Here is a 15,297-nt window from a genome sequence, read left to right as displayed (position 1 = left end):
CAAAGGGTTATCGGCGTCGTGCGGTCGATTGGCGCAGCTCTAGCTTCGCCGGGACAATGATCGGCTGCCCCGGTGAATCACGCCCTGCGAGTTCGGCAATGATGAGCTCGACCGCGCGGGCCGCCAGATCGGCGATCGGCTGGTCCACTGCGGTCAGCGGCGGATGCGTGAAGCGGACGATCGGGGTGTTGTCGAAGCTGATCAGCGACAGGTCGCGGGGTACCGCGATCCTGCGCTCCCGGCACGTCTCAAGCGTCGCGAGCGCCATCTGATCGTTGCTGGCGATGATCGCGGTCGCCGGGTCGGCCGCATCGAGCAAAGCGATCGCGGCCTCCCGCCCCGACGCGTATCCAAAATCGCCGCGCGTCAGCAAATCGTCCGCCAGCCCTGCCGCCGCCATTGCTGCACGCCAGCCATCGGTGCGCCACGCGCTGAGCTCATAATCGGGAGGCCCCGCGATGAAGCCGATCCGTGTATGCCCGAGCGCGATGAGATGCTCGGTCGCGATCCGCGCCGCGCGCTCATCGTCCATCGTCAGCGCAAAGCCCGCGCCTGCCCGCCGCGAGCCGATCCGCGCGAAACTGATCCGCTGGGCCTCCAGCAAGTCCGCGATCAGCGGGTTCTCCGAATGCGGCGGCGTCAGGATAACGCCATCGGGCTGGAGCGCCGCGATCGCGGCCATCAGCTCGCGCTCGATATGGTCGCTATGCGTGTCGACCAGCTCGACGATCATGCGATAGCCATAGGTCGCGCAGGTCAGCATCCCGCCGAGCAGCATCTGGTCGACCCAGTCGGTGCCCTGCCGCGCACGCCAGTCGGCGATCGTGCGTTCGCGATCGTTGAGCGCGACGATCAGATAGGAGCGCGAGCCGCCCATCCGCTGCGCCGCGATCGACGGCACATAGCCCAGCCGATCGATCGCCTCCTGCACGCGTGCAGCGGTCTCGGGCCGGACGCCCGGCTCCTTGTTGATCACACGGCTGACGGTTTGCAACGACACGCCCGTATCCGCCGCGACATGCTTGATCGTGACGGCCTGCCGCCTGCGCGCCATTGTCTTCAGCCGCCGCAATATTGCGCGACATAGTCGGCATGCGCCGGCAACCCGGCGACGGTACGCACGACATTGTCGCGCAGCGTCGCCAGGAACTTCGCCAGCTCCTCATCGCGCAGCTTGGCCGCGATCGGGTGATAGGCGGCGGGCTCGATGCCCTGCCCCATCATCACCTGCACCCAGCTATTTTCGGCGAACAACTCCTCGTTGCGGCGGAACACGCGACCGGTCTCGCGGAACAAGGCAATCTTTTGCGCCAGACTGTCAGGAATCGCCATCCCCGCACATTGCCGCCAGAACGCCGAATCGCGCCGGTTGGTCGCCTTATAGTGGAGGATCAGAAAGTCGCGGATCTGCTCCATGTCGGCAAATTGCTGGTCGTTGAACTCGGCGATGTCGCGCGGCGAGATCGCGCCCGCCGGCATCATCCGGATCAGCCGCAGGATCGCGCGCTGGATGAGATGGATGCTGGTCGATTCGAGCGGTTCCATGAACCCGCCCGACAGCCCGATCGCGACGACATTGCGATGCCATTGCCGCCGCCTCGCCCCTGTGACGAAGCGGATGTGGTTCGGCTCGGTCAGCACCGTCCCCTCGATATTGCCGAGCAGCCGCTCGAGCGCGGCGTCGCGCTCCAGATAGCGGCTGCAATAAACGATGCCGTTGCCGGTGCGATGCTGCAACGGGATACGCCACTGCCACCCGGCATCATGCGCCATCGCGCGCGTATAGGGCACGGGCGGGCGGACGTTTTCGGTCTGCACCGCGATGGCGGAATCGCACGGCAGCCAATGGGTCCAGTCGTCATACCCGGCATGTAACGCCTGTTCGATCAGCAGCGCGCGAAAGCCGGTACAGTCGAGGAACAGGTCGCCCTCGACCACCGCGCCGGATTCGAGGTGGAGCCCCGCAACGTCTCCGCTCTCGCCATCGAGCGCGACGTGCGCGATGCGGCCTTCGATCCGGCGCGTGCCGTCGGCTTCCGCCATTCGCCGCAAGAATTGCGCGTAGAGCGACGAATCGAGCTGATAGGCATAATTCATCCGCTCGTCGGGAAGATGCGCGAACTTGCCCTCCAGCGCCGCGACGAGCTCTAGGCAATAGGCGTCATACGCCGCGTCGTGACCGCGCTCGCGACCGTTCAGCCAGAAATGCTGGAAGCCCGCCGACCAATGGTCCTGCCCGGTAATCCCGAACGAGTGGAAATAGCGATCGCTACCGTCCTTCCAGCCATCGAACAGGATGCCGAGCTTGAAGGTCGCCTGTGTCGCGCGCATGAAATCGGCCTCGCCGATGCCGAGCAGCCGGTTGTAGGTGACGAGCGGCGGGATCGTCGATTCCCCCACTCCGATCGTCCCGATCGCGTCGGATTCCACCAGCGTCACCTCGGCGGTGCGGCCCATCGTCCGCGCGATCGCGGCCGCCGCCATCCAGCCCGCTGTGCCGCCCCCGGCAATAACGATGCGGCGTGGGCTGGACATCATTGGCTGAGGTTCCTGAGCAGGAAAGCGCGGATGCGATCGGCGCTTTCGGGGGTGAGCGGGGCGAGCACGCTGCGGCCGTGCTCGGGGATATGCGCGGTCACGTCATCGCCATTGTTGAAGACATAATAATCGAACAGGTCGCGCCAATGCTGTTTTTGATCGGCGGGCAAATCGCGGATCGCGAGCAAGGCGTGGTTCAGCGCATCCTGCGGCGAGCCCAGCCAGCGCGGCGTTTCGCGCCACCAATAGTTCACCAGCACGTTGAAATCGGCGAGCCCCTCGACATGATGCCACCACATCGCCGGAATATACAGCGCGTCACCGGCGTCGAGCTCGGCCACCTGGGCGTGCGCCAGCGCTTCGGGAAAGCGCGGATGCCGCTGCAGGTCCGGCGCGTGGAAATCGACCATGCTGATTGCACGACCAGCCGGTGTGTTGTCGATCGGCCCCAGATGGAGGTTGCGGAACTGTTCGCGCGGAAACAGCGTGAAGCGCCGCCGCCCCACAGCAACGCAGGCGAGATTGTGGGGCAAATCGTTATGCGCGGCGATCCGCGTCTTCGACCCGATCCAGATGCTCGCCAGACACGTTCGATCGGCCAGATCGACATGATTGGCCTCATGCAAGCCGGTGAAGAACTGGTGCATGTCGATCGAGCCGAGATAGACCGGCGGGGCTCCCGCTTGCCCTTCGACCGAATCCATCCGCTGGAAAATATCGGGTAGCTTCGCGCGCAGCGTGCGGAAGTTCATCGCCATGGCGGCGTCGTAGAACAGCCGGCCGTCGCCGCCCTGCTCGCCCACCGTAACCGTGAACGCCGTGTCGCGGTGGTGCTGCAGCAAATAGGCCCGCGCATCGCGCGACGAGCGGCGGCCCGCAGCGACCAGCGGCCAATCCCGGACCAACCCGCGCACGACGAACGGCGCGTCGGCGGACCGCAACCGCGCGTCGAGCTCGACCGCATCGGCGATCCGGACCTCGGCCACTTCCGCCAGATCCTTGAAAATGCCGGACTCGGCTTCAGCCACGCGCCGCGTTCCGTCGGCTCTTGCGATCGATCAGTTCGGCGACGTTGGCGAGCGAGGCGAGCGCCATGAACACGGGCATCAAGTGCCCTTCGGCGTGCAGCTCGCCAAGCGTGGCGGCGTCGAGCTGCTGCAAGCGCTCCTCGGCGATGCCGTGATAGCCGACCAGCCGGTTGGTCGTGCCATCGTCGAGCGTGATCTCGAGCGTCAGCGGCTCGATCAGTTCGTGGCGCGTCAGCGCGGCGAAGAATCCTTCGCTCGCCTGCCAGCCCGCATCGAGCTCACCGAGCTGTTCGGCGATTGTTTCGAGATACGGCGTCGGACGGCCAAGGTCGTCGAACACCCGCACGCCCTCGCCGCCGGTCGCGACGCGCGGATTGTCAAGGTCGAGGTGGATCTGCTTGTCGCCGCCTGGCGTCGCCGGGTGGCCGATCAGGAAAGGCTGGATCTGCAGTGCGAGCGGACGATACCGTGCATCCCATTGCCCCCCGTCGAGGAACAGATTCTCGCCGGGCTCGAACCCGAACATCGCCAGCGCCTGAAACCGGTCGCGCTGGGGGGTAAGGCGGAACAGGATCGGATAGTCGTTCTGCACGCGGCGAAACTCGCTCGGCACGACAAGGGACGACATCACCGCGTCGCCAAGGTCCGCACCGTGCGCGGACGTAATGCGCAGCGTGCGGTGATCCTCGCTGTTGAGCAGGACGTGGTTGGCCATCAGGAAATCTGCTCCATAACGTTTGGTTGATACGCCGCCCGGCAGGCATCGAGATAGGCGCGGATCGGGGGCAGCGTGGCGACCATGCTCCGCGCACGCTGCGCGATCGGTGCCAGCGATGGTGGCTTGCCCATTTGGAGCGGGCCGGGCTCCGGCACGCGCGCGCCCATGCCGTAGAGGATATATTGATAGCTGGCAGCAGGGAACAGCTCATCGACCATCGGCAGGTCGGCGCGCAGTGGCGGTCGATGCTGCCACAGCGCCAGCAATTCTGCGAGCCGCGGCGGGATCGATGCCGGGTCGCGGTGATCGCGCCAATAGCGTCCGTCGCGTCGGCTCAGCACATAATGCAGTTTCAGGAATTCGACGATCCGGTCCCAGCGATAGCGGAACAGCGTGTTGAAGCGCGCGGCCACCAGCGGCATCGTCGCTGGCGTCGGCCAGTCGTCAAGCAGCGCGTCGAGCGACAGCTCGACCGTCACGATCGCCGATGCTTCCAGCGGCTCGAGAAACCCCGCCGACAAACCGATCGCGAGGCAGTTGCCGACCCAGAAGTGTGCGCGGTGCCCCGACCGGAAGGTCAGCCGACGCGGCGTGATCGGCGCATCGGTGCCGAGATACGCCGCCAGCGTCGCCAATGCCGCGTCGTCGCTCATGTGCGCCGACGAATAGACGCAGCCGACGCCGCGTCGGGTCGGCAGGCCGATGTCCCAGATCCATCCCGCAGCATGCGCGGTCGCATCGGTCTGTGCCTTGATCGGGCTGTCGGCGGCGACCGGCACCTGTACCGCCAGCGCCCGGTCGTTGAACAGCACGTCGCCACGGTCGATGAACGGGACATCCCCCATCAGCAGCGCGGCGTGGCCGGTGCAATCGAGGAACAGATCGCCTTCGATCGCGCCCTGCGCGCGCGTGTACACCGCGACTACGTCGCCCTGCTCGGCCCGCTCGACCCGGGTCACATGGTCGCGCAGGTGCCGGACACCGAGCCGCTCGGTCGCGTGCCGCATCAGCAGCGCCGCGAGCTTGCCCGCATCGAGATGGTAGCCATAGTTCAGCGCGCCTGCGAAATCGGGCATCGTCCGCTGGCGGGGTGCCAGATGCTGCTGCGCCACGCGCGGTTGCGGTGTGACGACATCGGCGAACGGCTCGCCCGCGGCCTCGGTCTGCCATGCGGCGACGAGTGCGCGCGCATCCGCCTCGGCGGGCGGCGTGAAGGGGTGAAAATAGACGTCGTCGGGCGCACCGCTCGCCCAGCCCCGGAAACGCGATCCGTGTTTGAACGACGCATCGCAGGCGAGCAGGAATTCGGCCTCGCCAATGCCGATCCGCTCCAGCGTCGCGCGCAGTGTCGGCCACGTCCCCTCGCCCACCCCGATCGTCGGAACGTCGGGAGATTCGACGAGCGTGACTGTGATGGGATGCTCTGCGATCGGGCTTGCCGCTGCGGCAATACGGCAAGCGGCAAGCCAGCCCGCGGTGCCGCCGCCGACGATAACGACTCTAGAAATGGCCGTATGCAATTGGCCCGTCCTGTTGTGTGGTCCGTATTCAGGCCCCGTTCGACCCCGGTTATGCCCTGCGGACCCGAAGAACGCCACCCTCGCGTCGCGAGGGTGGCGTCGCCCGCATTGCTAGAAGGTGATCCGCGCACCGCCCGAATAGCGCGGCCCCTGCTTCGTCACGAACGCGATGTTGCGGTCCGAGCGCAGATGCCCGCTGCGATTCTCGCTGTTCACGTTGATCCCCTCGAAGAAGACCGAGATGTTCTTCGTGATCGCATAGCTCGCGCTGACGTCGAGCTGGCCATAGGTGTCGATATAGTACGGGTTGACGCCCGCGCCCGACAGATACCCCTTGCGCCAGTTATAGGCAGCGCGCGCCTGCAGGCCGTTCTTGTCATAGAACAGCACCGCGTTGGCGCTGTCGGACAAGCCCGTCACCGCAAATTGCGACACACTGGCCGGCAGCGTGTTATCGTAATTGTGGTTGCCTCTGACGATCGTGTAGTTGAGGATCGTGCCGAACCCGGTGTTCCAGAACGCGTGCTGGATCGCGAACTCGAATCCGTCGATATTGGCCTTCTGATCGCTGTTATACGGCGTCTGAATAACGAAATTCACCAGCGGATCGTTGGGCTGCGCCACGATCGTGCCGTTGACCACACCACCCGGATAATTGGCCGCGATATAATCGCGGATCTGGCCGAAGGTCGCATTTGCCCCCAACGCATTGAGCGCCGCCTGATAACGCGGGCCGTTCTGCGTTACACCGTTGAAGGTCGTCGTTGGCGAGGTGATCCCGGGGATCGTCTGGTTGACCACGGTGCTGCTGATGTAATTCGCCACATTTTTGTGGAAAAACCCAACCGAGATGTAGCTCTCTCTATTGTAATACCACTCCGCTGACAGATCGATATTCTTCGATTTATAGGGAATGAGATTTGGGTTGCCCACCGAACCCGTGCCGCCACCGACGCGGAACAGCGTGTCGAGCCGTCGGCCGCCTTGCAGGCTGCCATAATCCGCACGTGTGATTGTATGGCTGTACGATGCGCGCAGTTTGACGGTGTTGGTCGGTTCGATGTCGAAGTCGACCGATGGCAGCCAGTTCTGATAGCTGCCCTTGAACGACGTGAAGCCGCTCCCGTTGAACAGGATATTGAATTCGTTCTGCGAATTCTGCCGTGCGCCCGACGGGGTCGGCACCAGCGCCGAGGCGCTGACGTCGGTCGTCTCGTAGCGCAGACCGCCAATGATATGACCCGGCACCGAGAACACGTTGAACTTACCGTTGACCTGGAAATACGGCGCAATCGTCTTTTCGCGGACGCGCGAGTCGGTGGTGTACGGGATCAGGCACTGGCCGCTCCCGCCGCAGATCTTATAGGCCTGATCGAGCAGGTTGACGACGCTCGCCAAGTCGAACGAGTAGAAGGACTTGACGATGTTGACGTTGTTCGCACCGCTGATTCCCGAGAATTTATCGGGAATGCTGACCAGATTGAACAGACTGTCGGGGAGAAGCGCCGCGGCTGCGGCACGCTGCGCCGCACTGTCGCCGCCGGTCCCGCCCCAGGTATCGTTCTGCAGCACGCTATAGGCCGACCGCACCTTGTTGTCGGTGTACTGCACGCCCCAGTCGAGGCTGTCGAGGAAGCCATCGTGATGGTCGTAATGGCCCTTCAACTGGACCTGGTTGATCTCGTCGCGGAAATAGGAATTGCGGAACGCATTGCCGGTCGGGACAATGTTCGCGGCGTTGAGCGGATCGATGCCGGGATACGTGCTGAACGAGATAACCGGCAGCTTGTTCTCGAAATTGACCGTCTGGCTCTGAATACCGAAGATGGCCGTACCGACCGAATTGCTGTTGCCATACGGACTGTTCGGCTTCGATTCTGCGGTCGAGTGGCTGACGTCGAGTACCATGGTGACACCACCCGGCCCCTTCCACGTCAGATTGCCGCCAATTGCCTTGTTTTCGCTGCGCGCCGAGGTCTGCGACGCCGAATAGGCAAGATCCTTGGTCTCCGCCGCCTGGAAGCGCTCGGTGTAGAAGAGAGGTCCCGCGACCGGACCATTGGTCCACGCACTCGACGTGTCGTTGTGATTGTACCAGATGCCGACACTGTTATCGCGAATGTCGACCGTGTTGCGCGAATAGGTGTAGTCGAACGTCGCGGTCAGCGTATCGGTCGGCTTGAACTGCAGCACCGCCTGCCCGTTGATGCGCTGGCGCTTGCCATTGACCACATCATAGCCAGCATTCTGCGGCACCTGATAGACATCGGTCGCGCCCGGCCGGTTGGTGATGTTGGCGTAGCGCGGATCGCCCTTCTGCGCGAGCGAACCCCAGTTGTTTTCCGCGCCGAGATAGCCGTCGCGGAAGCCGACATTGGCTTGGTTGGCGCTGAAATGCCGCTCCTGGAACGAACCCAGAATCAGCACGCCGATGCGATCGTCGGCGAACGTGTCGGAGAAAATGCCCGACACTTCGGGGGTCACGTCCTTGCCGCCATTTTGCGACGTGTCGATCACGCCGCGCGCCGACAGCGAACCGCGCAGGCCGGGCTTGTCGAACGGCCGCGGCGTCCGGATGTTGATGGTGGAGCCAATGCCGCCCGACGGCACGCTGGCACGCCCGGACTTATAGACTTCAAGCGCCGCAACGCCTTCCGAGGCGAGGTTGGCGAAATCGAACGAACGCGACACCGGTGCGCTGTTGCCGTCGCCGATCGTCGAGGTCGCGAGCTGACGACCATTCAGCGTCACCAGGTTATATTCGGGACCGAAGCCGCGAACCGTGACGAACTGCCCTTCGCCGTTCGAACGGTCGATCGACACGCCAGTGATACGCTGCAGCGATTCGGCGAGGTTGGTATCGGGAAACTTGCCGATATCTTCGGCCGAGATCGCATCGACGATGCCCTGCGCGTCACGCTTGAGATTGATCGAATTGCGAAGGCTGGCGCGGATGCCGGTGACGACGATGTCGCCGCCCGCGTCCGCCGCATCCGACGCCCCCGTTCCCTGTGCCGGGAGCGCGGTGGTGTTGGTCGGCTGGTCCTGGATCGTCGATGCCGTGTCCTGCGCTGCGGCGATCATCGGATAGCTCGCCAGCGCGAGTATCGATCCGCCGAGTGCCAGTCGCGTAGCCAAACGGGTGCTGAAGCCCCCCATCGTCATCCTCCCTGATAGCGACGCATTACCCCTGCGCCTTCTTGTTTGAGAACGTTCACTTGTTCCGCGACGCGCCGATTGTCAAGTCGCCAGCGCGTTGAAAACGGGTTCTTGTGAACGTTCTCGGGATATGCTGTCTAGGGATTGGAACGGCGGCACGGCCCGACCGGGGAAGCCCCGGCACCGAAAGCGCGCGCGAGACAAATCTGGGAGGATTTCGAAATGGCAAAGACGATTCATGGCTGGCTGCTGGGCGCAACGCTGCTCTCCGGCATCGGGGCGCAAGCCCCCGTTGTAGCGCGCCAGGCGAGCGCGCCGGCCACAAAGCAGGATGCCCGCGCGCGGGCGGCGGCGATCGTTGCCAAAATGACACTCGATGAAAAAATCGCGCTCGTCCACGGCCTTTTCCCGCCAATGGCGAAGGGCAAGACGCCAAACGAACTGATTCCCTCGGCCGGCCATATCGACGGAATCCCGCATTTGGGCGTTCCCTTGATTCGCGAGAGCGACGCCTCGCTCGGCGTCGCCAATCAGGTCGAGCAGCGCAAGGGCGACGTCGCGACCGCGCTTCCCTCCAGCCTTGCTACCGCCGCGACCTTCGACCCCGCAATCGCACGCGCGGGCGGCGCGATGATCGGTGCCGAGGCGCGTGCCAAGCGCTTCACTGTATTACTCGCCGGGGGCGTCAACTTGACGCGCGACCCGTGGAACGGGCGCAACTTCGAATATCTCGGCGAGGATCCGCTGCTCGCCGGGACGATGGCAGGCGCGCATATTGCGGGTGTGCAGTCGAACAAGATCGTCTCGACGATCAAGCATTACGCGCTCAATGCGCAGGAAACCGGCCGCGCCGTCGTCGACGCGCAGATTGGCGAGGCCGCGCTTCGCATGAGCGACCTGCTCGCTTTTCAGATCGCAATCGAGACGGGCAAGCCCGGCTCGGTGATGTGCGCCTACAACAAGGTCAATGGCGACTGGGCGTGCGAGAATGCGCATTTGCTCACCGACGTGCTGAAACGCGATTGGGGGTATCGCGGCTGGGTGATGAGCGACTGGGGTGCGGTGCATTCGACCGCCAAGGCCGCGAATGCCGGGCTCGATCAGGAATCGGGGCAGGAACTCGATCACGCCATCTACTTCGCCGATGCGCTGAAGGCCGATATCGCCGCCGGTCGCGTGCCGATGGCGCGGCTCGACGATATGGTAACGCGCTATCTGACCGGGTTGATCGAAACCGGTGCCTATGACGCACCCGCCACAGTCGCGCAGCCGATTCCCTATGACGCCCATGCCGAGGTCGCGCAGCGCGCGGCCGAAGCCGGGATCGTGCTGCTCAAAAACGAGGGGGGCCTCCTGCCGCTCACGCGCACCGCGAAACGCGTCGTGTTGATCGGTGGTCGCGCCGATGTCGGCGTGCTGTCGGGCGGCGGGTCGAGCCAGGTCCGCTCGGTCGGCGGGGCGCCGGTCGAAATCCCGCTGACGAGCGGCGCTGCATCCTCCTTCGCCCGCGTTACCTGGCACGCGTCATCGCCGCTGCTCGCGATCCGCGCCGCCATGCCGCAGGCGCAGGTAAGCTGGATCGATGGCCGCGACCCGGCCGCCGCCGCTGCCGCCGCCAGAACTGCGGACGTGGCGATCATATTCGCGACACAGTGGACAACCGAAGCACAGGACGTGGCCGATCTGTCGCTACCCGATCAACAGGACGCGCTGATCGCTGCGGTTGCTGCCGCGCAGCCCAAGACGATCGCGGTGATGGAGACCGGCGGCCCGGTGCTGATGCCGTGGCTGTCGGCCGTGCCCGCGGTCGTGCAAGCCTGGTATCCCGGTCAGCGCGGCGGTCCCGCGATCGCCAATATCCTGACCGGGCGCGTCAATCCGTCGGGCCGCTTGCCGATCACCTTCCCCGCGCGCGCGGCGCAGGCCCCGCGCCCCGCACCGGTCGGCCTCGATCGGCTGACCGCCGCCGAGGCGCAGGCCGCCGCCGATCCGGGTCATGCCAGCGACCATCAATTGGCAAGCTTCCCGATCGAATATTCCGAAGGGGCCGACGTCGGTTATCGCTGGTATGAAAAGACCCGCGCCACGCCGTTATTCCCGTTCGGCCACGGGCTCAGCTACACCAGTTTCGCGTACCGCAACCCGGTGGTGAAGGGCGGCGCGAAGCTCAGCATCAGCTTCGAGGTGGTGAATACCGGGCGCGTTGCCGGGGCGGACGTGCCGCAAATGTATGTGAGCAGGGATGGAGCGTCGGCACCGATGCGGCTTGCCGCATTCCGACGCGTCACGCTGAAGCCGGGCGAGTCGGCCCGCGTCACGCTGGTGGCCGAACCGCGTATCCTGGCGGATTATGACCCGACTTTGCCCGGCTGGCGCGTCACGGGTGGTCGTTACCGCGTCGCGCTGGCGCACGATGCCCGCGATCGCGCGCTGGTCTCGACCGCCACGGTGACGGCGGCGACGATGAAGCCCTAACCGACGGACAGGAAGGCGGTGACCGTCAGCCGCCCCAGTGCGGGGTCGCTCGACAGCACCGCCTCCGGGCCGATCGCGCCGCTGTGGAGGAGGTAGCTTGGGTAAACGAGCGCGCGGTTGTAACGCGCCTCCACCGCCATAGTGCGTTCGAACAGCGGCGTGTCGCCCGCCACATAGCGCGCAGGCGGCACCCCGCCATAGCGGAACTCCGCGTCGAGCTGACCGAAGAAGATCGGCGCGCGCTCCTCGTCGATCGTCTCGAATCCCGTCGATCGATGGCGAAAGAAGGCGGTGCCGTCGCCGCCTTCGGGCGCAAGATAATGGACCAGCGCAATACGGTCCGCCCGAAAGGCATCGCAGTGTGGAACGCGTTGACGGACATCGAGCTTCTCGGGTGGGGTCGTCACGATCGAAAAGCTGGCATCGACCACCTCGACTGCGCCCGAGCGGCCCAATAGCGGCCCCAGCACATCGGCCAGGACCGCCAGTTGCGCGGGGAGATATGCCTTGGGGAGAGCTGCGCGGATCCCCGGATAATGCTCCACGGCGGGGCCGAAGGTCGATGCAAGCGCAACCGCGCGCAACGCGTCAGGATCAGCCGTAAAATCGTCGATCACCACCACCGGCTGCGCCTCGCGCCCGACGCGGTGCACGCTCAACGAAGGTGCCGTCATCGCGCGGGCCAGTAGCGCACGTAATCGACCGACATGCGCTGCGGTAGCGCGGCATCGTCGATCCCCTTCGCTCCACCCCAATCCCCGCCCACGGCCAGATTGAGGATCAAATGGTACGGCACGGTAAACGGCCACGCCGCATGTCCACCGGGCTGATCGTCCACGACGCGCATATACCCATGACCATCCACACCGATGGTGATCGCGTGCGGCTGCCAGTCGAGCTGGTAGCGATGATAAGCGGTACATGCGCTCGCGAGGCGCGTCTCGGCACCGCGCTGCGTCCCGAGTGTGTGATTGAAGGCGGCGGAGTGGAGCGTGGCATGCACCACCAGCGGCTGCCAGCCGACCATTTCCATTACGTCGATCTCGCCCATGTCGGGCCAGGTGCCGCTTTGGGGCAATAACCAAATCGCCGGCCAGGTGCCGCGGCCACAGGGCAGCTTGGCGCGGATCTCGTAAAAACCGTAGCCGAACGCCGCGCGGCTGACGAGCTTGGCTGCGCTATAGTCCTGCCCACCCCAATCGGCTTTGGAGCGCAGCGCCTCACGCCGTGCCTCGATCACCAGCGTGCCATGCTCGATCCGGGCATTTTCGCGGCGGTCGGCGGCGTAATATTGCTTTTCGTGATTGGCCCAGCCCTGCCGGTTGCGCTCGGTATCGAAGCGCCAGCGGCGCTGGTCGATCGTGCGGGTGAACCCGTCGGCAAAGGCAGGTCGCCGCGCGGGCGGGCGCATCGGCACGTCCACCGAATAGTTGGTCGCAGCCAGGCTGACCGCCTGCGCGAGCAGGATCATGACGACCGTCAACGCGCTACCCCATCCCTCTCGGATCGCTTCCCTTCGGTCCGCTCCGATGATGGCTTAGAACGCGATGGTGCTGGAAACCACCCGAAACATCGCGGAGGCGACAGGATCGACAGGGATGGCCAATGGCGACGGGGATCGCTTAGGTAGCGGCGACGGTAAGATCCTGCATTGAAAGGGACAACGGGTTGACGAGAGGAACGACACGCCGCGCGGTTCTGGCGGGCATGGCCGCGATCGGCGCGCATTCGGTGGCGGCACAGGGCCGACGGAGCTTGCACGAACCGGACCTCGGCCAACATGTCCTGATCGTCGACCCAGGAATGCCAGGTGCGCAACGCCAGATCGACACCTGGTTTGCGGAGCAGGAACGCGCGCATTTCACCGATCGCCGCTACGCCATCCTGCTCAAGCCTGGCACGCATAACCTCGACCTCAATGTCGGTTTCTTCACCCAGGTTGCAGGCCTGGGCCTCCATCCCGACGACGTGATCGTCAGCGGCCATGTTCATGCCGAAGCCGATTGGGCAAAGGGCATGGCGCTGGTGAATTTCTGGCGGTCGGTCGAGAATATGGCGGTCCGGCCGCCGGATCGCGCCGATCGTTGGGCCGTGTCGCAGGCCGCACCCTATCGGCGCATGCATCTCGCTGGCGATCTCGCGCTTGACGATGGCGGCTGGTCGAGCGGCGGTTTCATGGCCGATTGCCATGTCGAGGGCGTTGTCCGCTCGGGCACGCAGCAACAATGGTTTACCCGCAGCTCGCAGCTTGGCGGCTGGCAGGGAGCCAATTGGAACATGATGTTCATGGGGGTCACCGGAGCCCCGCCAAGCAGCTTTCCCGAGCCGCCTTATACCACTCTGCCGAGCGTGCCCGTTCTTCGCGAGAAGCCGTTTCTCCATGTACGGCCGGATGGCGGCTGGGCGGTGTTCGTTCCGGCGCTTCGTCGGGACGCGACGGGGGTTTCGTGGCGAGGCCGACCGGCGGGCCGCAGCGTACCGCTGGGGGACTTCCTGATCGCGGATCCGACAACGCCGATCGAGGCGATCAACCGCGCGCTCGCCGGCGGCGGCCACCTGTTGCTCACGCCGGGGGTATACCGGCTACGCGAGCCGATCCGCGTGCCCCGGGCCGACACCGTCGTGCTGGGGCTGGGGCTGGCAACGCTGCTGAGCGAAGCGGGCAATGCGGCGATGCTGATCGCCGACGTGCCCGGCGTGTCCGTTGCCGGCCTGCTGATCGACGCCGGGCCGCAACTATCGCCGGTTCTCATGGAAGTGGGGCCGAAGGGCGCAAATCGCGATCATCGGGCCAATCCCACGCTGCTGGCAGATGTGTTTTTCCGCGTCGGCGGGGCGGCAGTCGGCAATGTCGGGACGTGTCTCGAGATCAATAGCGGGCACGTCATCTGCGATCACCTGTGGATCTGGCGCGCCGATCATGGTGACAGCGATAGCGGCCAGGTCCACACCGGCTGGACCGAAAGCCGGGGTGATCATGGCCTCGTCGTCAACGGCGATGAGGTGACCTGCTACGGCCTGTTCGTCGAACATTTCCAGGGCTGGCAGACCGTGTGGAACGGCGAGAACGGGCGGACCTTCTTCTACCAGAACGAGCTGCCCTACGATCCGCCGAGCCAGAGTGCGTGGCGCGGGGATTCCAACCGCGGCTGGGCGGCGTACAAGGTTGCGGATCATGTCCGCCGCCACGAAGCCGTTGGAATGGGTGTCTATGCGAACTTCACGGCGGATCCGTCGATCGTACTGGCCAGTGCGATCGAAGTGCCCGGCACGGCGGGCGTTCGCATCAGCAACGTCACGACGATCTCGCTCGGCGGTGGCAAGGGCACGATCGCCCACCCGGTCAATGCTGCGGGCGCGGCCGCGCGCCCTGGAAGCATTCGGCAGACGTTGCGCCGATATCCCGGATGATTGCGGCAAGCATCCGGTTGGTCACGCAATTGCGGCGGCGCAAGACCAGCTTCGCCAACACAAAGGCGCTGACCACGCCAAGCGAGAAGCCGACACGCGACCCGTATCGTCATCCCAATCATTGCTCCGCAGCCGCTCGACGGCCGAGGCGGGTCGATGACATGAACGATATCGACGCGCCCATCAAAATGCGCGGTTACGAACCGCGTCAACCGCCGCGCGGCGGCGGCCTCGTCCTCGACCAGCAACAGTTTCATGGCGAAGCCGCCATCACGATCGTGGTGCGCCACCTGCTCCCACCCATCGGTCCGGTCGTCACTGTCGTCCTGCCACCGAACGCTTCGCTGATGCGGGCGCGGATATAGGCAAGGCCGGTACCCGATCCGATCGCGCCGCCTCCCGATTCCCGGCTCGGCGGGGTCACCATATCGAGGACGCGAAGGCGTCG

11 protein-coding genes are annotated in these 15,297 nt (G+C 65.1%); 3 read left to right on the top strand and 8 right to left on the bottom strand.

The annotated features are described in order from the left end of the window. Window positions 1-7 precede the first annotated feature (7 nt). From ACP7BY_RS07125 to ACP7BY_RS07100, 6 genes are all read right to left on the bottom strand, one after another. Window positions 8-1,054, bottom strand: coding sequence for a LacI family DNA-binding transcriptional regulator (locus ACP7BY_RS07125; protein ID WP_033966182.1), 1,047 nt, complete (start codon window positions 1,052-1,054; stop codon window positions 8-10). A gap of 5 nt (window positions 1,055-1,059) precedes the next feature. Continuing rightward, the gene (locus tag ACP7BY_RS07120) at window positions 1,060-2,538 is read right to left on the bottom strand and encodes a tryptophan halogenase family protein (RefSeq protein ID WP_033966181.1); all 1,479 of its coding nucleotides are present in this window, start codon (window positions 2,536-2,538) and stop codon (window positions 1,060-1,062) included. Next, window positions 2,535-3,566, bottom strand: a complete 1,032-nt coding sequence (locus ACP7BY_RS07115) for a cupin-like domain-containing protein (RefSeq protein ID WP_137902900.1) — start codon at window positions 3,564-3,566, stop codon at window positions 2,535-2,537. The genes ACP7BY_RS07120 and ACP7BY_RS07115 overlap by 4 nt, the downstream gene beginning before the upstream one ends. Next, on the bottom strand, window positions 3,559-4,281 hold the full coding sequence (locus ACP7BY_RS07110; protein WP_137902899.1) for a SapC family protein: 723 nt from the start codon (window positions 4,279-4,281) through the stop codon (window positions 3,559-3,561). The genes ACP7BY_RS07115 and ACP7BY_RS07110 overlap by 8 nt, the downstream gene beginning before the upstream one ends. Continuing rightward, window positions 4,281-5,804, bottom strand: coding sequence for a tryptophan halogenase family protein (locus ACP7BY_RS07105; protein WP_033966180.1), 1,524 nt, complete (start codon window positions 5,802-5,804; stop codon window positions 4,281-4,283). The genes ACP7BY_RS07110 and ACP7BY_RS07105 overlap by 1 nt, the downstream gene beginning before the upstream one ends. A 111-nt stretch (window positions 5,805-5,915) precedes the next feature. Further along, window positions 5,916-8,969 (bottom strand): TonB-dependent receptor, encoded by a 3,054-nt coding sequence (locus tag ACP7BY_RS07100; protein WP_171010542.1) that lies wholly within the window; start codon window positions 8,967-8,969, stop codon window positions 5,916-5,918. 216 nt (window positions 8,970-9,185) lie between these two features. Here ACP7BY_RS07100 and ACP7BY_RS07095 point away from each other — a divergent pair, with 216 nt between their 5' ends. Further along, complete coding sequence (locus ACP7BY_RS07095) at window positions 9,186-11,438, top strand: beta-glucosidase (RefSeq protein WP_137902898.1); 2,253 nt, start codon at window positions 9,186-9,188, stop codon at window positions 11,436-11,438. On the opposite strand, the gene ACP7BY_RS07090 is transcribed toward ACP7BY_RS07095, so the two are convergent. Continuing rightward, window positions 11,435-12,112, bottom strand: a complete 678-nt coding sequence (locus ACP7BY_RS07090; protein WP_231564930.1) for a DUF6445 family protein — start codon at window positions 12,110-12,112, stop codon at window positions 11,435-11,437. The genes ACP7BY_RS07095 and ACP7BY_RS07090 overlap by 4 nt on opposite strands. Further along, a complete protein-coding gene (locus tag ACP7BY_RS07085) occupies window positions 12,109-12,921 on the bottom strand; it encodes a glycoside hydrolase family 16 protein (protein WP_033963904.1) in 813 nt (270 codons plus the stop codon). The genes ACP7BY_RS07090 and ACP7BY_RS07085 overlap by 4 nt, the downstream gene beginning before the upstream one ends. Window positions 12,922-13,106: 185 nt before the next feature. Between ACP7BY_RS07085 and ACP7BY_RS07080 the strand changes: the two genes are divergently transcribed. Together ACP7BY_RS07080 and ACP7BY_RS07075 are read left to right on the top strand one after the other, a co-directional pair. Continuing rightward, window positions 13,107-14,849, top strand: a complete 1,743-nt coding sequence (locus tag ACP7BY_RS07080) for an adenylyl cyclase (protein WP_249340862.1) — start codon at window positions 13,107-13,109, stop codon at window positions 14,847-14,849. Window positions 14,850-15,010: 161 nt separating this feature from the next. Next, window positions 15,011-15,214 (top strand): hypothetical protein, encoded by a 204-nt coding sequence (locus tag ACP7BY_RS07075; protein ID WP_126849243.1) that lies wholly within the window; start codon window positions 15,011-15,013, stop codon window positions 15,212-15,214. The last annotated feature ends 83 nt before the right edge of the window (window positions 15,215-15,297 follow it).

Source organism: Sphingomonas sp. PSPC2-2, assembly GCF_049897725.1.
Classification (GTDB): Bacteria; Pseudomonadota; Alphaproteobacteria; order Sphingomonadales; family Sphingomonadaceae; genus Sphingomonas.
The sequence above is the reverse complement of the archived record's forward strand: the minus strand, read 5'-3'. Positions and strand labels throughout refer to the sequence as shown.